Origin of the sequence: Campylobacter volucris (assembly GCF_008245045.1) — a bacterium.
GTDB lineage: Bacteria > Campylobacterota > Campylobacteria > Campylobacterales > Campylobacteraceae > Campylobacter_D > Campylobacter_D volucris.
In genome coordinates this window covers 545,755-568,518 of the sequence record NZ_CP043428.1, presented here as the reverse complement: position 1 = coordinate 568,518, position 22,764 = coordinate 545,755, and the positions used below count along the sequence as shown (strand labels likewise).

General features: G+C 27.9%; 22 protein-coding genes. 5 read left to right on the top strand and 17 right to left on the bottom strand.

The features are described from left to right. Positions 1-104: 104 nt before the first annotated feature. The 5 genes from CVOLT_RS03010 to CVOLT_RS02990 form a co-directional block, all read right to left on the bottom strand. Positions 105-764, bottom strand: a complete 660-nt coding sequence (locus CVOLT_RS03010; protein WP_039665378.1) for a phosphoribosyltransferase — start codon at positions 762-764, stop codon at positions 105-107. Next, positions 761-2,797, bottom strand: a complete 2,037-nt coding sequence (locus CVOLT_RS03005) for an LPS-assembly protein LptD (RefSeq protein WP_052243208.1) — start codon at positions 2,795-2,797, stop codon at positions 761-763. The genes CVOLT_RS03010 and CVOLT_RS03005 overlap by 4 nt, the downstream gene beginning before the upstream one ends. Beyond that, positions 2,787-3,239: an RDD family protein gene (locus tag CVOLT_RS03000; protein WP_039665377.1), complete on the bottom strand. Its 453-nt coding sequence runs from the start codon at positions 3,237-3,239 to the stop codon at positions 2,787-2,789. The genes CVOLT_RS03005 and CVOLT_RS03000 overlap by 11 nt, the downstream gene beginning before the upstream one ends. Further along, positions 3,236-4,486: a phosphoribosylamine--glycine ligase gene (gene purD / locus CVOLT_RS02995; RefSeq protein WP_039665376.1), complete on the bottom strand. Its 1,251-nt coding sequence runs from the start codon at positions 4,484-4,486 to the stop codon at positions 3,236-3,238. Before purD ends, CVOLT_RS03000 begins: the two co-directional genes overlap by 4 nt. Positions 4,487-4,732: 246 nt before the next feature. Continuing rightward, the gene (locus tag CVOLT_RS02990; protein WP_039665375.1) at positions 4,733-6,172 is read right to left on the bottom strand and encodes a hypothetical protein; all 1,440 of its coding nucleotides are present in this window, start codon (positions 6,170-6,172) and stop codon (positions 4,733-4,735) included. A gap of 104 nt (positions 6,173-6,276) precedes the next feature. On the opposite strand from CVOLT_RS02990, the gene CVOLT_RS02985 reads away from it, so the two are divergent. Next, positions 6,277-6,828 (top strand): class I SAM-dependent methyltransferase, encoded by a 552-nt coding sequence (locus CVOLT_RS02985; protein WP_039665374.1) that lies wholly within the window; start codon positions 6,277-6,279, stop codon positions 6,826-6,828. Here CVOLT_RS02985 and guaA read toward each other — a convergent pair whose 3' ends face one another. Together guaA and nhaD are read right to left on the bottom strand one after the other, a co-directional pair. Further along, complete coding sequence (gene guaA / locus CVOLT_RS02980) at positions 6,829-8,364, bottom strand: glutamine-hydrolyzing GMP synthase (RefSeq protein ID WP_039665373.1); 1,536 nt, start codon at positions 8,362-8,364, stop codon at positions 6,829-6,831. A 9-nt stretch (positions 8,365-8,373) separates the two neighbouring features. Continuing rightward, positions 8,374-9,729 (bottom strand): sodium:proton antiporter NhaD, encoded by a 1,356-nt coding sequence (gene nhaD, locus CVOLT_RS02975; RefSeq protein WP_039665372.1) that lies wholly within the window; start codon positions 9,727-9,729, stop codon positions 8,374-8,376. A 134-nt stretch (positions 9,730-9,863) separates the two neighbouring features. Between nhaD and CVOLT_RS02965 the strand changes: the two genes are divergently transcribed. From CVOLT_RS02965 to CVOLT_RS02955, 3 genes are read left to right on the top strand one after another with little or no spacing between them, the layout of a single operon-like run. Then, on the top strand, positions 9,864-10,325 hold the full coding sequence (locus CVOLT_RS02965; protein WP_039665370.1) for a hypothetical protein: 462 nt from the start codon (positions 9,864-9,866) through the stop codon (positions 10,323-10,325). Further along, a complete protein-coding gene (gene uvrC, locus CVOLT_RS02960; RefSeq protein WP_039665369.1) occupies positions 10,312-12,105 on the top strand; it encodes an excinuclease ABC subunit UvrC in 1,794 nt (597 codons plus the stop codon). Before CVOLT_RS02965 ends, uvrC begins: the two co-directional genes overlap by 14 nt. Next, on the top strand, positions 12,102-13,133 hold the full coding sequence (locus CVOLT_RS02955; RefSeq protein WP_039665368.1) for a hypothetical protein: 1,032 nt from the start codon (positions 12,102-12,104) through the stop codon (positions 13,131-13,133). The genes uvrC and CVOLT_RS02955 overlap by 4 nt, the downstream gene beginning before the upstream one ends. On the opposite strand, the gene recR is transcribed toward CVOLT_RS02955, so the two are convergent. From recR to CVOLT_RS02940, 3 genes are read right to left on the bottom strand one after another with little or no spacing between them, the layout of a single operon-like run. Beyond that, positions 13,120-13,692: a recombination mediator RecR gene (gene recR / locus CVOLT_RS02950; RefSeq protein WP_039665367.1), complete on the bottom strand. Its 573-nt coding sequence runs from the start codon at positions 13,690-13,692 to the stop codon at positions 13,120-13,122. The genes CVOLT_RS02955 and recR overlap by 14 nt on opposite strands. Beyond that, complete coding sequence (locus tag CVOLT_RS02945) at positions 13,689-14,924, bottom strand: ArsS family sensor histidine kinase (protein ID WP_039665366.1); 1,236 nt, start codon at positions 14,922-14,924, stop codon at positions 13,689-13,691. The genes recR and CVOLT_RS02945 overlap by 4 nt, the downstream gene beginning before the upstream one ends. Further along, entirely contained in the window at positions 14,921-15,592 is a 672-nt protein-coding gene (locus CVOLT_RS02940) for a response regulator transcription factor (RefSeq protein ID WP_039665365.1), read from the bottom strand. The genes CVOLT_RS02945 and CVOLT_RS02940 overlap by 4 nt, the downstream gene beginning before the upstream one ends. A gap of 117 nt (positions 15,593-15,709) precedes the next feature. Between CVOLT_RS02940 and dnaJ the strand changes: the two genes are divergently transcribed. Next, positions 15,710-16,834 (top strand): molecular chaperone DnaJ, encoded by a 1,125-nt coding sequence (dnaJ, locus tag CVOLT_RS02935; protein WP_039665364.1) that lies wholly within the window; start codon positions 15,710-15,712, stop codon positions 16,832-16,834. Here dnaJ and CVOLT_RS02930 read toward each other — a convergent pair. Genes CVOLT_RS02930 through CVOLT_RS02900 form a run of 7 tightly spaced genes read right to left on the bottom strand, consistent with a single transcriptional unit; the run spans position 16,831 to position 22,758 of the window. Beyond that, a complete protein-coding gene (locus CVOLT_RS02930; RefSeq protein ID WP_039665363.1) occupies positions 16,831-17,613 on the bottom strand; it encodes a shikimate dehydrogenase in 783 nt (260 codons plus the stop codon). The genes dnaJ and CVOLT_RS02930 overlap by 4 nt on opposite strands. Next, positions 17,610-18,428 carry an SPOR domain-containing protein gene (locus CVOLT_RS02925; protein ID WP_039665362.1) on the bottom strand — a complete coding sequence of 273 codons (819 nt, stop codon included), beginning with the start codon at positions 18,426-18,428 and terminating at the stop codon, positions 17,610-17,612. The genes CVOLT_RS02930 and CVOLT_RS02925 overlap by 4 nt, the downstream gene beginning before the upstream one ends. A gap of 19 nt (positions 18,429-18,447) precedes the next feature. Then, on the bottom strand, positions 18,448-18,993 hold the full coding sequence (locus CVOLT_RS02920; RefSeq protein WP_039665361.1) for a DUF1882 domain-containing protein: 546 nt from the start codon (positions 18,991-18,993) through the stop codon (positions 18,448-18,450). Continuing rightward, the gene (locus CVOLT_RS02915; RefSeq protein ID WP_039665360.1) at positions 18,990-20,231 is read right to left on the bottom strand and encodes a serine hydroxymethyltransferase; all 1,242 of its coding nucleotides are present in this window, start codon (positions 20,229-20,231) and stop codon (positions 18,990-18,992) included. The genes CVOLT_RS02920 and CVOLT_RS02915 overlap by 4 nt, the downstream gene beginning before the upstream one ends. Further along, entirely contained in the window at positions 20,225-21,733 is a 1,509-nt protein-coding gene (lysS, locus tag CVOLT_RS02910) for a lysine--tRNA ligase (protein WP_039665359.1), read from the bottom strand. Before lysS ends, CVOLT_RS02915 begins: the two co-directional genes overlap by 7 nt. Before the next feature lie 10 nt (positions 21,734-21,743). Continuing rightward, positions 21,744-22,199, bottom strand: coding sequence for a Fur family transcriptional regulator (locus CVOLT_RS02905; protein WP_039665358.1), 456 nt, complete (start codon positions 22,197-22,199; stop codon positions 21,744-21,746). Further along, the gene (locus CVOLT_RS02900; protein WP_039665357.1) at positions 22,189-22,758 is read right to left on the bottom strand and encodes a CvpA family protein; all 570 of its coding nucleotides are present in this window, start codon (positions 22,756-22,758) and stop codon (positions 22,189-22,191) included. Before CVOLT_RS02900 ends, CVOLT_RS02905 begins: the two co-directional genes overlap by 11 nt. Positions 22,759-22,764: the final 6 nt, after the last annotated feature.

The following is a 22,764-nucleotide window of genomic DNA, read 5'->3' as shown; positions in this document are numbered from 1 at the left end:
AATCAAATAAGCTTTTTAAATTTTAAAGCTAAAACTTAAAAAGCCTGTTTTTATTTTGCCCTATAAATTTAAATCTAAACAACGCTTTTTGTTTAGATTTAAATTTATCTTTTTAACGGCAAATAATACTCACTTTCTTCTAAAATTTCTAAAATTTCTTGAGATTGTAATTTTATTTTATTTTTAAAATAAAATTCTATATCAACAAAATGATCTATTTTTTGAGCACAAAATATCTCATCAACAAAAATACCAATATAATCATAAACATCACTTGGCATCAAAGCACTTGCATAAATAATACTATTTACTTCTTCTTTTAAAAGACTTTTTATACAAGATAAAGCTGTAATTCCTGTCTCGCAGCCTTCATGTAAAACCAAAATATCTTTCCCTTTTAAATCTTTTAAAAGATTACCTTTTCTATAGCGATAAACATTTTTTAAAATTTTCTCTTCGTATGTTCTATTTGCTTCCCCATATATATAATCTAAACTTATATCAAAAGCCTTGATTAAGGCTTCATTATAAACTAGCTCTTTGGTTTCACTAATCATAGCTATTTGACATTCTTCATTATTTGGAGCTTTAATTTGCTCTGTAAATAAAAAATCATAAGCTAAATTTAACTTACAAGCTAATTCATTTACAAATTCTATCGATTTAAGCGAAGGAGTGATAATAATATAATCTTTTAATTTAGCAATTGGTAATTGATCATACAATCTATTAGCAGCTTCTTTTACATCTTCAAAAATTATCATAATGCCTTCTCACTTTCTTCCAAAGCAAAATCATAAGAAACTCCGCCAATTGGATAAAAATTAAACATAAAATATACACCACTTTGATCTTTAGCGCTAATACCTGCACTAGTAAGTTTAGGCGAAATATCTTGGCGATACATCAAAGAATAATTCCAACATTTTCTTTGATAAGTGTAACCAACTTCCCATTTATCAGGATTTTTGTTTAAATCAAACCATATACCGCCAAAAATTTGATAATTAGCATTGATGTTATATTGAGCTTTAGTGCCTAAAAAATTATATTTTTCATTTTCATAAAATCTATAAGCATGGCTTAAACCTATTCTCCATTCATCATAATCTAATGATGTTTCACTAAAAATTTTATCAAAGCGATTTTGGATACCATTATATTCAGTTTCGTTTCTAAAACTGATATAATCATTATAAAAATATTCTACGACATTATCAAAACCGCCAAAATTTTGCTCTTTTAAATCATATTTTATAGCAAAATTATGAAAAAGTTTTTTCTTTCCAATGGCATTGTAAAAATACTGATACATAGAAAAATTAATCTGCTCTGATTCATCTTTTATATCTATAAAATTTTCAGTAATTTGACCAGATTTTGCTCCAGGTAAATAATAATTTACACCAAGATATATAGTATGATAAAAATTCTCATAAGGCTTGGAAAGATCTGTGTATAAAGAAAAATTATGAGAATTTCTAAACAAATGCTCTTGATTTTTTTCATTTGTATTAGAATAATTTACAAAATTTGCATACACTCTTTCGGTAAAAGAAAAATTTAAAAAGTCATCAAAAAAACTCGTATGATATACAAGTGGAACATCAAAATTTAAAGTCTTAGCATAAATTCCAGTATGTCGGTAATATCTATGAAAAGAAGCATCAATGCTATATTGTATATAATTATCAAAAATTCCATTTAAATATCGATGGTATTGTAATGAAGGATATTCTTGCAAAGTATCTTTATTGCTAATTTTAGAAGTATCTATATAGTATTTTGCATAAAGTCCATAATAATTTTCATCATCTGATAAAAAATAATTTAATCTTGAAGTTACAAGCGAAGCTTCTGTTTTGGCTTTAGAGCTTAAATTCATATAATCAACATCGTTTAAATATTTACCATCAAGCCACAATCCTTCCTGATAAGAACCATTTAACAAACTTTTAAATAATTCATCGCTTGAATATTTTATCTCAAAACCATAATGTTCTTTATTTTTTAACTTTTCTTTTTCCCTATAACTTGATTTTTCTGCAAAAATTCCAGTACTTATCTCACCTTGTGAATTTAAAGAATCTACAAATCTAAGCGTTGAATATAACCCATAACCTCTTTTTGTTCTAATTTGTGGCTCAAGTTGTAAATCAGCATTATCATCAATTACATAATATATAGGTTGATTATAATATAGTCCTTCACTTTGCTTTGCTACAATTTGTGGAATAAGCAAACCACTTTTTCTTTTAGTATCTACACTAAAACCAAAATAAGGCAAATATGCCACAGGTGTGTTTTTCACATATAATCTTGCATTATAAAGATGTAAGAAATTACTTTCTTTATTTAATTTACCCTCTTCAAAACGAATTTCCCAATCAGGATTTTCAACATTACAACTTGAAACAACAGATTTTTCGGTGATAAAAAATTTTTCATCAAATTTAGCTTGATGGCATTGTAGCCAAACTTCTAAATCGTTATTTGAAAAAAATAAATTTTTAAAAGTGGTTGTATTATCTTGTAAATTAATTTTAGTATAGCTTGAATGAGTCCTTTCTTTTTGACCTCTTAAAATATTAACATCACCAAAAAGTTCCAAATCTTTTGTTTTTTCATTAAATTTTGCTTCATTAGCGGTGATTAAATAAAGATCTGAAACGACTACTACATTGCTTTTAGCTTCAATAATATCACGATTTTTTACAACATCTAAAGCATATATATCTACCTTTGAAGCATATAAATTTACAATACAAGCAAAAGATAAAAAGATTTTACGCAAGATCAATTACCACCGTTTTTGCTGCATAATCATGCCAAGTTTTTAAAACTACATTACTTAAAGCCCATGCAAAACCAAGTCCATAAATTTCACTAATTTGCCTTACTCCAGACCTTAAAATGCTTTGTGTTAAATTAGGTTTATCCAAAAGCTCTTGATTTATCACCATAATCTTCAAAAGCATTTTTCCCAAAGTTGCACCATAAAGATAAACAAAAAGAGCATGATAGCAAAATTGCAAAAATAAAATTCCTCCAACAAATCGCAATAAAATAGCATGAATTTCTTCATAAGTTTGTACTAAAGATATTTTATCAAACAAAATAATGCTTACTACAACACAAACAACAAAAATATCCACAGCATAAGCTAAGGCTCTTTTTTTAAAACTTGCTAAAACAATTTCTTCTTTTTCTAACTTGTCAAATAATTCTTGATTTGTCATTGAAGAACCTGAAAGGCAATATCTTTTCTATATTGCTTGCCTTTAAAATTTACATTATCACATAATTTATAAGCATTTTCTTGTGCTTCTTTAATGCTTTTTCCTGTTCCAACACACACTAACACTCTACCACCACTAGCATATAATTTATTATTTTCTAAACTCACTCCAGCATAAGATAAATGAGAATTTTTTGGAATTTCACCAATACCAATTAAAGCTTTAGGACTATCCTTATAAGGATAATTTTTACTAGCACAAACCACACCTACTGCATATTCATCTTTAATTTTTACATCGATACTAGATAAATTTTTATTTGCACATGCTAAAAACATTTCTAAAGGATTTTCTATCAAAGGCATCAATACTTCACATTCTGGATCTCCAAAACGAACATTATATTCTAAAACATAAGGTTTGTTATTTACTATCATTAAACCTATAAATAAAACCCCACTAAATTCACTTCCTTGTGCTTTCATACCTTCTAAAGTAGGTTTTATAATATCTTTTTTTACCTGCTCAAGTAAAGATTTACTAGCTAAAGAACTTGGAGCATATGCACCCATTCCACCAGTATTTGGCCCCTTATCATTATCTAAAAGTTTTTTATGATCTTGCACTGGCGGAAGCAAGATAAAATCATCTCCATCACAAAGTGCGAAAATACTCAATTCAAAACCATTTAAATACTCTTCTATCACGACAATCTTACCAGCATCACCAAAACTCTCACCACTTAACATTTTATGGGTAACCTCTAATGCTTCATCATGACTTTGAGCAATTACGACTCCTTTTCCAGCACACAAGCCATCAGCTTTAATCACAATCGGAGGGGTTAAATTTAAAATAAATTTTTTAGCTTTTTCAAAATCTGTCGTGTTTAAAAATTTAGCTGTTTTGATTTTATGTTTTTTTAGGAAGCTTTTCATATATGATTTTGATGCTTCAAGCATTGCTGCTGCTTTAGTAGGACCGAAAATAGCCATATTATTTTCCCTAAATAAATCTACAATCCCATCGGCTAAAAAATTTTCACTTCCAACAATACACAAATCAATCTCAGAAGCTTTTGCATACGCTGTGATAACTTTACAATCTTTCATATTAAGATTTGTTCCAATTTGTGCAGTAGCACCATTTCCTGGAGCAAAATAAAATTCTATATTTTTATTAGTTTTTTGAAGAGCAAGTGCGATAGAATATTCTCTAGCACCATTCCCTAAAATCAAAATTTTCATTATTTTCCTTAAGATAACAAAACCCAAATGGCCATAGTATAAATATGTGACCCTAAAAAGTCAAATTTTGTCGTTAGGTAATTTTTAAAGGCTGCAGCTTCTCGCTTTTTTTCAAAAACTCAAACGAAGTCACAGAACACGGTAAATTACACATCACAACTAATGATTAATGTGTTGGATCCTTTTAAATACAATCGAACCATTCAGGCAATAAAATTATAACCAATAAATCTTAATTAAGCTATTTTATAAGATTTTGAATTTAGTTTTAGAATCTTTTTTTAGAAAATATTTTCCTTCTAAAATAACATCAGCCACTGGTGCCCATATTGTCTTTTCATCTACATAAACAACATCAAATTCTGTATTTTTCATCAAACCTTGATAATTTACTTTTTTTGGTGCATGCTTAACAACATAATATGGATTCATCGCAAAAATTTGAATTTTCATATTGACATAAACTTCTGGATTAGAACTAACAATTAAAAAATTCTTTTCACATTCTTTTTTAACTTTTTTTACATACGAAAGAAGTAGTTGGTCATTTGGATTTAGAGCATTTTTATTAAGCCTATTTAAATACAACTCTGCAAAAGATAAGGTGCAAAAAGAAATTTCAGTTGCATTTTTAAAATATGAATTTTTAATACTAGTTGATTTTAAAGATTTCATCCATATCTCTAAATCTAATTTTGTAGCACAGATATTTAACCCTTGCTTGATTTTATCAAAAAGCTTTTCTCTTGCCATATTAAAACTATTGGAAAAAAGAGTGAAATTTTTTTCATAAAATGATTTTTTTAAAGCTTCTAATTTTTCAACACTTGCACTAAAATAATCCATTTCGCTTTTAATTTCAACAAGTTTTTGTTTTTTAGCGTGTATTAATTCTTCTAATTCTTGATGTTTTTTACCACTTTCTGCTTCTAATCTTGCTTGTTTTGATTTTATTTCACTAGCCAAAGTACTCATTTGTCTTTCTAAAGCTAATTTTCTATTTTTTCTATTATCAAGTGAAGCTAAAAGAGCTTGGTAATGGCACTGATGAGATAAAAAAACCTCATCATATAAACGCTCCATGTTGATATTTTTTTGTTTATCTTTCATATCTTTATATGCCATTTCAAGATGAACAATGATATTTTTCATCACTGAAAAATCAGCTTGATTAATCGTATTATCTGAAAAAAGTAAAGTATCTAAAGCCTTATATAAAAATCTTTTAAGCGCAAAAAAATCAATCACATATGGCACTTCATCTGTGCTGATATCCTTTACAGCATTAATACATAAAGTCTCATTATAAAAATATCTTTGAATAGCTTGAGGGATAGTCATATTTAAAGGAATTTTATCAAGCTCATCATAATCTGTTTGTCTATAAAGATCTTGTACATAAGCATCGCGCTTAGCTAGTCTTAAATCTTCTAACTCATCATCACTATCAGTTTTCCAAAAATCTCTTTCTTTTATAAAATCATTCTCGCCAAATTCTTGAAATTTTGAAGGACGCAAATCAGTAATATGCTTTCCATCTGATCTAAACTCAACAAACATACCCACAGCTGGCATACTTCTTTTATCGTGCCATGCGTGTTTATTAAATTCAAAAAAAGTCTTTGCAAGATTAATTACCGTTCCTCTTCCAGTACCATCTACATAAACCATTATCTTGCCATGCATATAAAGCCTTCTAAGTTAGAAATAAAATGTTATTTTATCTTTGTTTTTATAAATTTACAATAGTATTTTAAAATTCGATAAATTAATATTTAGGTATATAATCTATGTTTTTATATCAATATTTAAAACACCCAAAACAAACTGGTGCACTATGCGCAAGCTCTAAAAAACTAAGCAAATTAATCACCTCTCATGTCAAAAATGCAAAAAATATAGTAGAAATAGGCCCAGGAACAGGAAGTTTTACAAAATATATTTTAAATCAAAAAAATCCAAATGCCAATTTCTTTGCTGTTGAGATTAATCCGCAAATGGCACAAAAATTACAAAAGAAAATAAAAAATATAGATATAGAAATAAGTTCTGCTCAAAATCTTTTAACAATGTTAGAAAAAAGATCTATCAAAAATGCTGATTTAATCATCTCTGGAATTCCTTGGGCATCATTAAAATTAAAAGATCAAGACTTATTATTAAAATCCATTCACAATGCTTTAGAAGATCAAGGAAGCTTTGCAACTTTTGCCTATATTTTACCCACTCTAAAAGGTAGAAAATTTAAGAAAAAACTTTTTAATACCTTTAGCAAAGTGAAAATTTCACCTATTGTTTGGCAAAATCTTCCACCTGCTTTTGTTTATTTTTGCACTAAATAATTATTCCCATTCTATAGTTGCTGGTGGTTTGCTTGAAATATCATACACAACACGGTTAATCCCATCAACCTCATTAATAATACGACGAGAAATATTTTCTAATAACTCATAAGGTAAATGTGAAAAAGTTGCTGTCATACCATCGCTTGCATTTACCACTCGCACACAAACTGCATTGTCATAGGTTCTATTATCCCCCATTACACCAACACTTTGAACATTTAACAACACACAAAATGCTTGCCAAGTTTTATCATACCAACCACTACTTTTTAACTCTTCTATTAAAATCACATCAGCTTTTCTTAAAAGCTTTAAACTAGGCTCATTCACCTCACCCATTATGCGTATAGCAAGTCCTGGCCCTGGAAATGGATGGCGATAAACAACATCTTTATTTAAACCAAGCTCTATCCCTAAAGCTCTTACCTCATCTTTAAAAATTTCTTTTAATGGCTCTATAAGTTTTAAATTCATTTTTTCAGGCAAACCACCTACATTATGATGGGATTTTATAGTCTTACTAGCACCCACTACAGAACTTTCAATGATATCTGTATATAAGGTTCCTTGCGCAAGATATTTTACATCTTGATGTTTTTTTGCCTCTTCTTCAAAAATTTCAATAAAAGTATTTCCTATAATCTTTCTTTTTTGCTCAGGATCAACAATACCTTTTAAACGACTTAAAAATATTTCTTTTGCATCAATACTAATTAAATTAATACCCAAAGTATGCTTAAACATATACTCAACTTGCTCTTTTTCGCCACTTCTTAAAAGACCATTATCTACAAAAACAACCACTACTTGATCTTTTATAGCGCTAGCTAATAAAGCAGCTACAACACTACTATCAACCCCACCACTTACAGCACACAATACCTTGTCTTTGCCAACTTCTTCTTGAATTTTTTGTGCTTGAGTTTTGGCAAATGAGCCCATATTCCACACACTATCGCAATTACAAGCATACTTGGCAAAATTTTTTAATATATTTTTTCCAAATTCACTATGCTGAACTTCAGGATGAAATTGTAAAGCATAAAATTTACGCTTTTCATCACCAAATACACAAAATGGACTATTTTCACTTATAGCAATAGCTTCAAAACCTTGTGGTAAATTTTCAACCCTATCAGAATGACTCATCCATACTGTTTGTTTTTTAGGTAAATTTTTAAACAAAGCGCTATCATTTTGTATATCTATGGTTGCTTTTCCATATTCTTTATGACCTGCTGGAGCTACATTTGCACCAAAATGATGAGCCATTAATTGCATTCCATAACAAATTCCTAAAATTGGTAAATTTAATTCAAAAACACCTTTATCGCAAAAATAAGCATCATTTGCATACACACTAGCTGGTCCGCCACTAAGTATCAATCCTTTTGGTTGTTTTTGTTTGATTTCTTCTAAACTAACATTAAAAGGTAAAATTTCAGCATAGACTCCTTGTTCTCTAAGTCTTCTTGCTATTAATTGTGTGTATTGTGAACCAAAATCTAAAACTAAAATATCTGCTTTTTTCATTATTCTCCTTTATAAATTTAACATTTGAAATTGTATATACCATATAATGATAGAAATTATATAACCTATTAAAATAGTCCATGCGTATTTTAAATGAGCATTAAAAGTATAAATTCCTTTCATTTTTCCCATCACGCCCACTCCAGCAGCTGATCCAAAACTAATCAAAGAACCACCTATACCAGCAGTAAGTGTAACTAAGAGCCATTGGGCATGATCCATACTTGGGTTTGCTTTTAAAACAGCACTCATAACAGGCACATTATCTACAATTGCAGATAAAATTCCAACGCCAATATTTACACTAGTTGCTCCAAAGCTTGTATATAAATGTGAAGCATATATAAGCCATCCTACAAAATGCAAAGCACCAACAGCTGATAATATACCAAAGAAAAACAATAAAGTATCCATCTCTATACGCGTCATATAATAAAACACATTTAAGTCTTTATTGCCTTTTTTTCTATTGAAAAAATAAATATACAAGCTTAGCAAAGAAAGCCCAAAAATCATACCCCACATAGCAGGTAATTCGCAAATACTATGTATGAACACAGCTAAAGCTATAGTCATAAAACCTAAGATTATAAAAACTTTTCCACCTTCTTTGATCTTAACCTCTTGTAAATTTTCTTTAGAAAAATTTGGGGTAATATTTGGAACATAACGCGATAACAAATAAGCCGTAATCAACCAACCAATAAAAGATGCTGGAAATAGAGCAAAAAATTCAAAAAAAGTAGCTTTTTTTGCTGTCCAAACCATTAAGGTTGTGATATCTCCAAAAGGAGACCAAGCACCCCCTGCATTAGCAGCTACTACTATATTAATAGCTCCTGGTATTAAAAATTCTTTTTTGTCTTTGTCTATGGTTAAAAGCACGGTTGATAAAATTAAAGCTGTGGTTAGATTATCCGCGATTGGAGAAATAAAAAAAGCTAAAATTCCTGTTAGCCAAAATAATTTTCTATATGTATAACCTCTGCTTACGAGCTTATATTTTAAAGTTTCAAAAACTGATCTTTCTATCAAAGCTTCTATAAAAGTCATAGCTGCTATTAAAAAAAATACAATCTGAGCTATTTCCAAAATCAAATGATTAACACTTTCTTCTAAAATTTGCGTATCAAGATCATTAGTCACCATATAAATACCAATGATTACAAAAGAAAGCGTTCCTATAAACAAAGCAGGTTTTGTTTTATTTAAATGATACTTTTCTTCAGTTGCTATAAAATAATACCCTAAAATAAAAATAATCAATATACTAATGCCTAAACCACTAAAAGCCAAATCCAACTCAGCAGCACTTGCAAACATAAAACTACATATAAAACAAAGTAAAAACAAGATCTTTTTCATATTTCACTTTCCATTGTTTGAAATTTTTTAATCTCGATAGTGGTATTGTTTGCATCTTTTACTTCATAAAATGGAACATCTTTATAACCACATGCACATAAAAATATTAATAAAAAAAACGATAAAATACAAAAATGGAAAATGGAAAAATTAAAACAAGTTGTTATATTATCAATAAACTTACTAAACATTATAAACCTTTAAATGCACTTTTTCAATACAAAGAATTTCTTAGTTTATTAAGTGCTAATCACAGACAAATGATAAGTAAAATTTTTGTTAAAAATAATACTTTAATCATTTTAGCCAAACACCATGTTGCATACATGGAACTAAATCACGATGATACCAAAAAAACTATTAAAAATTTAATAAAACACTATACTTTTGCAAAAGCTCAAAGTATTTTTGCCAATATCAACAATATAAAAATTCTTAGTGATAGAAATTTTATCCATCAAAATCAAACAAATATAAACCCAAAAAAACATTTTATAGAGCTTTCTAATGCAAAATTTTCCAATAATATTACAAATCCTATTTTGCATAAGCAATTTGAACAATTAAGAGAAATAATTAAAAATGCTAGAAAATGATTTAAAAAATTTACCCAATCTTCCTGGAATTTATCAGTATTTTGATCAAAATGGAAAATTACTTTATATTGGAAAAGCAAAAAATCTTAAAAATCGCATAAAAAGTTATTTTATTTTTACTCCTAAAATTTTACCCAATCCAAACAATAATCTAAGAATTCAAAAAATGATTTCTCAAACCCATCATCTTGAATTTATTACCACAAACAGCGAAGCTGATGCTTTGATTTTAGAAAACTCATTTATAAAACAACTCCATCCAAAATATAATATTTTATTGCGAGATGATAAAACTTATCCTTATATTTACATAGATTTAAATGAAGATTTTCCAAGATTTGAAATCACTAGAAAAATCATCAAAAAAAATAAAATCAAATATTTTGGACCATTTTTTAAAGGTGCTAAAGATCTTTTAGATGCTTTGTATCTAAGCTTTGCACTTAGGCAGAAAAAATCTTGCAAGCAAGCATGTTTGTTTTACCAAATAAAACGATGCGCTGCTCCATGTGAAAATAAAATCTCCAAACAAGAATACGATAAAATCATACAAAAAGCTACTGGAGCTATTTTAAATTCTTCTATATTAATTAAAAATTTAGAAAAGAAAATGCTTGATTTTGCTCAAAATGAAAACTACGAAGAAGCAGCTAAAATAAGAGATCAAATTCAAACCTTAAAAGATATTAGTGTTAAAGTTCAAATTGATGTGGCAAAATTAGAAAATTTTGACATTTTTGCTCTTTGTGTTAAAAATGGCATTCTTTCTTTGGTGCGATTTGTGATTAATAATGGAAAAATGATTAGTTCTAACCATAAAATTATCACTCTTAAAGATCAAGATGATTTTAATCTAAATGAAATTTATAAACAATATATATTAGAGAATTTTCCACCAAATATGCCGATTAATTCTACTAAAATTTATATACACGAGTATTTTGAAGATTTACAAATATTAGAAGATATTCTCTCTAAAAGGTTTTTTAAAAAAATTCACATTAAAGTACCAAAATTAGGGGAGAAAAAGAAAATTTGTGATTTGGCCTTAGAAAATGCAAAAATTAATATTGAAAAATATTTAAAAAACGAAGATTATACTATTTTAAAAAATATAAAAGATACTTTTGGTTTGCAAAATTATCCAAACACTATAGAAATTTTTGATACTTCTCATTATCAAGGTGATGCAAGTGTTGGAGCAATGGTTGTTTTTAAAGATTTAAAATTTAGCAAAACTTCTTACAAGCATTATCATTTATCCTATAAAAATGATTATGAGCAAATGTTTCAAATGCTAAGCAAAAGAGCTTTATCTTTTGATAAAACCCCTCCTCCTGATCTTTGGCTTATAGATGGGGGAGATGCTCTTTTAAAGCTTGCCAAAGATATCATAAAAAGTTCAGGAGCAAATGTGGATATTTTAGCCATATCTAAAGAAAAAATTAACCTTAAAGCTCATAGGGCAAAAGGTAGCGCTAAAGATAAAATTTACACAGAAGATAAAATTTTTTCTCTTTTACCTACAGATAAAAATTTGCAATTTTTGCAAAAATTAAGAGATGAAGCTCATCGTTTTGCGATAAGTTTTCATCAAAAAACAAAAAGAAAGCAAGATTTACAAAATTCTAAATTATTACAACTTGGAATTTCTCAAGGAAATATCAAAAAACTTTTAGATTATTTTGGTTCATTTGAGCAAATTTTTCAAGCTAATTTTGATGATATTAAAACAGTATGCAATGAAAAAATAGCAAATTTAATCAAGGAAAATATATGATATTTTTAATAGCCATTTTTATTTTAATGCTTTTATATTTAAATTATCATTTTTTATTTTTTATAAATACAAATCTTTTTTACCTTTATAGTGTTGTTTGCATTAGTATTTTAATTATTTTGCTTTGTTATTTTTTAATAAAAAGAAAAATTCTTAAAAATCAAAATTTGCTTATTAGGCAAATCAATAATATATTTAATTTTAACAATGATTTTAGCTTAAAAAATTTAAAAGATAATCTTGCAAATAAACACGATGAATATAAAAAATTACAAGATTCATTGCAAATGCTCACAAATAAAAATAATCTTTTAAATTCAAAATATAATCAAATCATAAAAGCCATTAAATACTTAAAAAAAGATAATAATATTAATTTTTTACATTCTTTGCAAAATCAAATGCCTAAAGAAGAAATTAATATCATTTTTAACAATGCAAAAATAGCCATTTTAAACGATGATAAATTAGAAAATTTTTTAATCCAAAATATATTGCAAGAATTTAATATTCAAACAAAATTTTTTAAAACCTATGAAAATCTTGATGAAAATTACACGCTAATACTAAGCAAAGAATTTTTAAAGTATGAAAATTGTGTGCAAATTGACTTTCAAAATTTTGACATAAAAAATATTATCAATCTAGCAAAAGAACATTTTACATATCATTATAAAGAAACTAAAAATGTTTTAATTTTCAAGTCTAATCCTTTTGAAAATTCACTATTTTTAAATTTAGCAAACCAACATTGTCTAAATAATGAAAGTGTGGAATATTTAAGTAATTTCAAAGAAAAGCTTGAGGAAGAATTCAAAGTAATTTTGCTTGATTTTGAAGTGATAAAATATGATTTATTGTTAATACAAAATATACTAAACAATTACAAAAATAATCATCCAAATGCTTATATTATAATGTTTTGCAAAGATAAAAATAAAGAATATAAATTTGTTGATTGTATATTACAAGATATGAATAAAAACGAATGGCTTGCTATGCTTAAAAAGCATATTAATCTAGCTTAGTTCTATGGTTAATAGCTTTATGTAGCGAAATAAAATCTACATTTTCTAAACTTACCCCACTTGGGATGCCTTGAGCAATTTGTGTGTAGGTTAATTTTAGTGATTTTAATTTTTCTTCGATATAAAACACCAAAGCATCTGAATTTATCCCTTGTGTAAAAGCAAAAAACAACTCTTTGGCATTTTGTTTTAAAATCATTGCTTTTAATCTATCAATACACTCATCATTTGCTTCTTCTAAAACAAAATAATACCCATCAAAACTACCACTCTCTTCTAAGGTTAGGATATCTTTTGGGCTTTGGACGATACAAATAATATTCTTATTTCTACCATTATCAAGGCAAATTTCACATAATTCATTTTCACTTAAAGCACCACAACAAGAGCATTTTCTAATCATCCTAATAGATTCTTCAATATTATAAGCTAATTTTGAACCTAACAAAGGATCTTTTATACACACATGATAAGCAAGACGCAATGCTGTTTTTTTGCCTATGGTTGGTAAAGAGGCAAAAGATTTTACCAACTCATTAAATTTTTCTACACCTTTCAATTAAAAATCCTTGAAAAAAGAATTTTAAAAGAATGATATCCATCTTCATAAGAATAACAAATATTAAATCCGTGAAGATTACAGATATTATTGATGATATAAAGTCCAAGCCCCATGCCTTCTGCTTGAGTATTTTCTTCTCTTGCGAAAGGTTTTAGGTAATATTCAAAAGTTTTTCTAAATTTACTACCTTTGTTACGCACCATAATATAATCACTTGAGCAAATCACCTCACAACTTTTATCATCAGAATATTTTATAGCATTATCAATAAGATTTTTAATCAATAAGGAAAATAATTCCAAATCAGCTACTATCATAGCATCTTCTTTATAGGTAATCTTAACTTTTTGATAAAAATCATCTCTCATTAAATAATCTTGAGCTTGTTCTAAAATTAAACTCAAATGATAAGTTTGCAAATTTAATTGACAATTTTTTGACAAAACCTTTTCTATCTTACCAAATTCATCAATCAAAAGTTCAAGTCTTTCAAAAATATCCACCAAACGATCTTTTTGCTTTTGATTATCAATCATTTCACAAACTATTCTACCTTTGCCAATAGGAGTCTTTAACTCGTGCATAATCATTCTTAAAAAAAACTGCCTTGATTTTACAAGTTCTTGAATTTTATTAATAGCATGATCAAATTCAAACGAAATTTCTGAAATTTCATCATTAACTTGAAAATATTCTGATAAAGGCTCCATCTTTCCCGCACTGATATTTTTAATTTTATTTTTTAAAACCTTTAATGGTCTTAAAGATCTCAATACCGAAAAATATAAAAATACAATCAAAACTAAAATAAAAATAAAGCTAAATAAAAATAAATACTCTAGTTTAACAGAAGCGTCTAATTGATACAAATATGTTTTTTGTTCTTGCTCTACATACAAAAAAACTTGATTATGATATATAATAGATGAGAAAGCACCATAAGAAGAATTAACTCTAAAAACTTTTTCACCTTTAGTGATAATTTGTTTTAAAATTCTATCATTATCCACTAAAGAATATGATTTAGATGTAAGATAATTATATAAAGAAAAACTTTCACTTTTTTCTAAATTATAAACAACCTTTTCAACCATCTCTTTTTGTTTGGCTCTTTCATTTGCGATATAAGAATCAACTTGAATTTTTCCTAATAAAACAAACAAAGCACAAACAAATAAAAAAGCCGCCGCAAAAAGAATGGTAATTTTAAGGTTAATTGTTACCTTCATCCTATAAGTTTATATCCTATACCTCTAACTGAAAAAATATGTTTTGGCGCTTTAGAATTATCACCGATTTTTGTTCTAAGTCTGCCAATAATCACATCTAAGCTTTTAGAATCTTTATCTTTTAAACTCTTACAATGATAAACTAGTTGTTCTCTACTTACAGAAAAGCCATGTTGTCTTATCATATAGCTTAAAATTTCATACTCAGCTGGAGTTAGTATCAAAACTTCATCATTATAGCTAATCTCATGTCTTTTTTCATCGATCTTAAAGGCTGAATTTATAATTTTTTCCGGAGCTTCGTTAGTGCGTTTTGAACGACGAATTAAGCTCATAATTCTTGCATGCATTTCTTTAGGATCGTATGGTTTTGGTAAATAATCATCAGCTCCAATTTGAAGTCCGACAATTTTATCACTCAAATCGCTTCTTGCTGAAGATATGATAATAGGAATACTATATTTTTCCCTAATTTCTCTACAAACTTCAAGTCCATCAAGTCCAGGCAATGTCAAATCAAGTATCAAACAATCATAATTTTTTATACCAGCACTCATACCCAAATACGGATCTTCATAATTTGTAACTTTAATATTAAATTGAGCTAGATACTCAGCTAAAAATTCTGCAAAATCTGGATCATCTTCAATCATTAATACATTAATCATTCTAAACCTTTCACTTACAAACATCGTATAATTAAGCTTAGCATTATAACATACAATTTAAATATATTTTATTTTTTTGCTAAAATTACAATTTTAAAAATATAGAAAGGTTAAAAAGTGGAACTTAGCTATTATGAAATTTTAGAAATCTCTCAAAATTCAGATAAAGAAACTATAAAAAAAGCTTATAGAAAAATGGCTCTTAAATATCATCCTGATAGAAATCAAGGCGATAAACAAGCAGAAGAAAAATTTAAACTAGTTAATGAAGCCTATGAAGTTTTAAGTAATGATGAAAAAAGAAGCATATATGATAGATATGGCAAAGATGGCTTAAAAGGAGCCAGCGGAGGTGGTGGTTTTGGTTTTGAAGATATAGATTTAGGTGATATTTTTTCAAACTTTTTTGGAGATGGTTTTGGTTTTGGCGGCTCAAAACAAAAAAATAAAAAAGAAAATAAATATCCAAGTGATTTAAAAATTGCAACTAAAATTACTTTTAAAGAAGCTGTATTTGGCTGTAAAAAAAATATAGAATTTACTTATAAAAGTTTTTGTAAATCATGTGATGGCACTGGTGCACAAAATAAAAAAGAAGATACTTGTTCTCATTGCAATGGAAAAGGTCAAGTTGGAGTGCGTCAAGGTTTTATGACTTTTGTACAAACTTGTACTCATTGCCAAGGAAGTGGTAAATTTGTAAAAGATAAATGTAAAACTTGCCATGGAAATGGATATGAAGAAATTAAGGATAAAATAGAGCTTGATATTCCAGAAGGCATAGATGATGGTATGAGTCTTAGAGTGCAAAACAAGGCTAATCAACTACCAAATAGCTCTCAAAGAGGGGATTTGTATATCAAAATTATCGTTGAAGAAGATGATAAATTTATCCGTCATGAAGATGATATTTATACCATAGTTCCAGTATTTTTCACTCAAGCAGCTCTTGGAAAAACAATCAAAGTAGCAACCTTAAGAGGTGAGGCTGATTTAAAACTTCCTGTAGGAGCAAAAGATAAGCAAAAATTTGAACTAGCAAATGAAGGAGTTAAAAACATACATACAGGAAAATTAGGCTCTCAAATAGTCCAAATTGATATTAAATTTCCAAAAAGTTTAAATGATGAGCAACAAAATTTACTCAATCAACTCGAAAAAAGTTTTGGCTTAGAGCATGAAGATTCTTTCATAGAACAAGAAAGTTTATTTGATAAAATAAAATCTTGGTTTAGTCATTAACAAAATTGCAAAGCTTCATCCATTGCTTTGCAAATATTTTTTATATTATGATTTTCAAAGAATAACTCAAAAGCATACACTCCTTGCCACAAAAGCATATCTTTACCATCTTTTGCTTTTAAAGAATGTTTTTTGGCAAGTTTTAAAAATGGAGTAGTTTTCCCATATACAACATCAAACACATAGCGTGAATTTGTAAAAAGTTTATTTAACAATTCTTCCTTACAAGGAAAGTTATCATCACACAATCCCGCGCTAGTAGTATTGACAATAAGATCAAAATTTTCATCTAATGGCAATTGATTATACAAATAACAAGGAAAATCTACAAAATTTAAAAACCTTTCTTTAGATCGATTTACTATTGTAGTTTTAATGCATTTTGTTTTTAAAGCATAGGCTATAGCTTTTGAAGTTCCCCCTGCTCCTAGTATCAATGCTGATTTTATATTTTTAAATTCTTCTATAGCTTTTAAAAATCCTAAATAATCTGTATTGTATGCATAAATTTTATTATTTTTAACAATCAAAGTATTTGCAGATTTAATCTCACTTACACTTTGATCTTTAAAATCAGCAATATCAAAAGCTTGTTCTTTAAAAGGAATAGTTATATTCACTCCATTAAAAATCTTTACAATTTTTTTTAAATTTGTATAATCTTGTAAATGATACCTTGTATATATAGCATTTTCATTAAAATAAGCGATAGCATTATTATGCATTCTAGGAGAAATTGAATGCATAATAGGATCGCCTATGACTGAAAATATCTTCATTTTACTCTAAAAGTAAAAGCACCTTTTGCTATTTTAGAGCGAATTTTTTCTAATTCTGTTTTTAATTCACTTTCTTTATAAGGTCCAACTAAAACTTTTGTTAATTCTTTTCCATTTACATTGGTTTTGTAAATTTTATACTCATATCCATTATCTTTTAAAATTTTTAACTCTTTTGATTTTGGATCTAAAGTATTTAAAGAAAAAACTTGTATATAAGCACCTGCTTGTAGTGTAGAGTCTGAAGTTTTGATATTTTCAAAAAGTTCATTTGCATCAGGAGTAGTATTATTTGTCTGCGGTGCTTTTTCTTTTACATTAGAATTAGTTTTTTCAATTGGTTTTTTTACTGTTTTTTCTGGAGTTTTTTCAGCTACTACTTCTGGTTTTTGTTCTTCTATAGCTACTTCTTCTTTTGGCTCAACAGCATTGATTTGATCAAGCACGCTATTATTTGCAATAACATTGCTTGTATTTTCTTCTACTATATCATTAGAGCTAGTATTCACATCACTTGTCATGCTTTCTTCTTTTAATTTTCTAGCTAATGCTTCAAATTCATCTTCTTCTTTAGAACTATCTGTAATTGGCAATGAGGAAAAATTATCTCCATAACTAGCTTGATTTTGCGGCTCAGCAGGAACTTGCAAAGAATTCTCATCACTTGGATTGTTAATTAATTTCATTACTATCATAACAATTAAAAATACTATAACTAGAATAATTGCTCTTAAGAGAAGTTTTTTGATTTTTTCATTTTTATTGCTTTTTTGCAAAATAATATCATCAAACTCATTTTTTTTATTTTCTTCCATTTTTTATCCTTTCAAAATTTTACATATGTTTAGACCAAGAAGCACCGCGTTCTTTTTGGTAAACTTCATATGGTAGCGTTAAAATATTAAATTCCTTTGGTATATCCAAACTAGGAAAAACCTTCCATTCTACTGGCATTTTTTGAGAAAACAACAAAGAAAGCTTTGATCCTAAAGAACAAGCTTCACTAAAAGTAGTATGACCTTTATGAATATACAAATGCAAATGATTATTTGTTTTAGTTTTATAAGCTGTAAAATTTATAAAACCTTCTTCTCTAAGCACCAATTGTGCTCTATGCCAAAATCTTTCAGCATTGAAGCCATTATAATCAAATACAATATTTTCAACCTTGTCAAAACTATTGATCAAAGAATGCGCAACAATAATTTTCTTTTCCATATGCTCTTGTATAACATTGGCTGTCAATGGAGCATTAATTTTTTCAAATTTATCAAAAAAAATTCGCCCTTTGTGTTCATATTTATTGATTATAGCATTTCTTTTAATGTAATAATGCGTTGTAACCATTTTGATTAAAGACATATCCATTGTAGTGATCAAAACATCGCCCCTTTATAAATAATAAAATTATTTGCTAAATTTTTAAGTTTTATTTTTATCTCATCTTGTAATTTTAAATTTTGTATATCATCTAAAATATCTGCAATATAATTTGCCACGATATTAATTTGCTCTTCTTTGAAACCTCTAGCACTTAAAGCTGCAGTTCCCAATCTTAAGCCACTTGTGATAAATGGGCTTCTAGTTTCTCCTGGAACTGTATTTTTATTAGCAGTAATACCTGCTCTTTCTAAAGCTAAATCAGCATCTTTACCGCTAAAATCTTTATTTAAAAAACTCAATAAAACCAAATGATTATCAGTTCCACCGCTAACTAAATCATATTTTCTTTCTAGTAATACTTTTGCCAACATTGCTGTATTTTTTATGATTTGTTTTGCATAAATTTTCCATTCATCGCTTAAATTGTATTTAAAACCTACAGCTTTTGCAGCGATCACATGCATTAAAGGTCCACCTTGAATTCCAGGGAAAATTGCTGAATTAATCTTTTTAGCAATTTCTTCATCATTGCACATTATAATACCACCCCTTGGACCCCTTAAGGTTTTGTGAGTTGTAGAACTTACCACATGAGCATAAGGAAATGGACTAGGGTGCTCTCCTGCTACGACTAAGCCTGCAATATGAGCAATATCAGCAAATAAATAAGCGCCAATCTCATCAGCAATTTCTCTAAATTTAGCAAAATCTATTATTCTAGGATAAGCACTTGCGCCACAAACTATAAGCTTTGGTTTAACTTTTTTAGCAATATCTCTTACCTTATCATAATCAATTCTTCCATCTAATTCAACGCCATAAAAATGGCTTTCATAAAATTTTCCTGAAGAACTCACCTTTGCTCCGTGAGTTAAATGCCCACCATGACTTAAATCCATACCTAAAATTTTATCATTAGGGTTTAAAAGTGCCATATATACACCCTGATTAGCTTGAGAACCAGAATGTGGTTGAACATTTGCAAAATTACAATTAAAAAGTTTTTTACATCTTTCTATAGCAATTTGCTCTATCTCATCTACAAATTCACATCCACCGTAATATCTTTTATTTGGATATCCTTCTGCATATTTATTAGTAAGTATGCTTCCCATAACTTGCATTACTTCTGGAAGGGTAAAATTTTCACTTGCAATCATCTCAAGACCATCAGTTTGTCTTGATAGTTCTTTTTGAGTTAAATCAAAAATTTCTTTATCAAAATTTTCTAACACTTATCCTCCTTTATATCAGACTTAAGCGGACGCATAGCTGGAAATAATATCACATCGCGAATTGATTTTTTATTAGCTAGTAACATAACAAGTCTATCTATACCTATACCTTGACCAGCAGTTGGAGCCATAGCATATCCTAAAGCATTGACAAAATCCTCATCCATTTCGCAAGCTTCTTCATCACCTGCGTTTTTTGCTTCAATTTGTTTTAAAAATCTCTCATATTGATCAAGAGGATCATTTAACTCATTAAAACCATTAGCAATTTCTCTACCTGCGATAAATAATTCAAATCTTTCAGCTATTTCTTGATCAGCATCACTTCTTCTAGATAAAGGACTAATAGATATTGGAAAATCTATAACAAAGGTTGGATCAATCAATTTATCTTCTACATAATTATCAAAAAGTTCAGCTTGCAAATGTCCTAGTTCTAATTTTTCATTAGCTTCAAAACCATCGCGTTTTAATTTTTCTATAATTTTTTCTTTATTACTAATAAGCTCATCATCCAAACCACCATATTTTTTCAAAGCATCTTTATAAGTAATTCTCTCAAAAGGTTTAGAAAAATCAATTATCTTTTCATCAAATTCAATTTTTTTACTTAAATTTAATTTTTCAAACAACACAGCAAAAAGTTCTTCTGTTAAATCCATTAAATCATGATAATTATGATATGCCCAGTAAAATTCAATCGTAGTAAATTCTGGATTATGTGTTAAATCCATTCCTTCATTTCTAAAACATCTATTGATTTCATAAACTGCTTCAAATCCACCTACAATCAAGCGTTTTAAATATAACTCAGGAGCAATTCTTAAAAATCTTTCTACACCTAAAGCATTATGAAAGGTTACAAAAGGCTTTGCATTGGCCCCACCAGCTATTGGATGCATCATAGGAGTTTCAACCTCTAAAAAGCCTTTATTTTCAAAAAAAGATCTTATATAAGATATTATTTTAGAACGCAAGATAAAATCTTTTCTTACTTGTGCATTCATAATCATATCTACATATCTTTTTCTATATCTTTGCTCAATATCAGTTAAACCATGATACTTTTCAGGTAATGGCACTATGGCTTTAGTGGCAATTTGAATTTTTTCTATATGGATACTAAATTCTCCAGTTTTTGTCATAAAAGGAAAACCTTGAGCTGCAACAATATCTCCCACTTCAAGATATTTTTTTAAAATTGTAAAATACTGCTCTCCTAATACATTTTGATTAAAATAAATTTGAATATTATCTTGCTCATCTTCAATATTAGCAAAAACTGATTTTCCAGCTATTCTTAATAATTTTAATCTTCCAGCTACAACTCCACAAGCTTTTTCATCTCTTTGATTTTCAAGTTCTTTTATGTATGAAAATTTCTCTTTATACTCACTAATACTCATTTCTTTTGTTAAAAAATGAGGATAAGGATTGATACCTATATTTTTTAATTCTAATGCTTTTTGAATTTTTTGCTGTTCTAAAATATTATCAAACATTTTTCAATCCTTATTTTGCACTGCATTTTGGACAAAGACCATAAAGTTGCATTAAATGGCCTGTTAATTTAAAATTATATTCTTTTGCGATTAACATTTGTTGTTGCTCTATGACAGAATTTTCAAATTCAACAATCATGCCACAACTTTTACAAATCAAATGATCATGATGAGGCTTATTTGCAAGTTCAAATTTTTTTCCCGAGGCTCCAAAAGAAATAGAAGTAGCCATTCCTGATTCTTCTAATAAATTTAAAGTTCTATAAACAGTTGCGATTCCAACATTTAATTCAGGATTATTTTGTTTAATTTCAAGATGCAAACTTTCTGGAGTATAGTGCTTATCGCTATGATACAAAGTTTTAAGCAAAATTTCTCTTTGTTTGGTGTATTTTAATCCATTATCTTTAAGCGTTTTTTTAAAACATTCAAGCAAAACATCATATTCTATATTTTCAATTTGCATTTTCAACCTCCGGTGATAAGGTTAAATTGGAATCTTTAATATGATTTTCTATTTTTTCTAAATTAACTTGGGTAAAATCTGTATTCATGATATACTCCCCAGCCTTTTTTAAAATCTCTAAAGTATGGCTATTTTGTGTATATTTTTCTAAACTAGAATTTAAAAATTCTATATTGCTAATACAAGCAACTAAAATAGCAAAAATTAAAAATATTTTCGCACTACCAAATAAAAATCCACCTATTTTATCAACAAATCCTAATCCACTCAAACTAAACATTTTAGACAAAATTCCACCAAAAGCCAAACAAGCAACCCAAACAATAATAAGCAAAACCAAAAAACCTGCAAAAACAGCTAAATTCTCATTTTGGATATAATAGAAGTTATTGTTAATAATATTAGCAACCTCTTTAGAGTATCGTGATGCTATAAGCACACCACCAACTATACCAAGCAATCCAAATACTTCTTTAAAAAGCCCACTTACTAAACCTTTTAATCCTAATACTAAAGTCAAACCTACAACAAAAACATCAAACCATGAAAAATTTTCCATCAATTA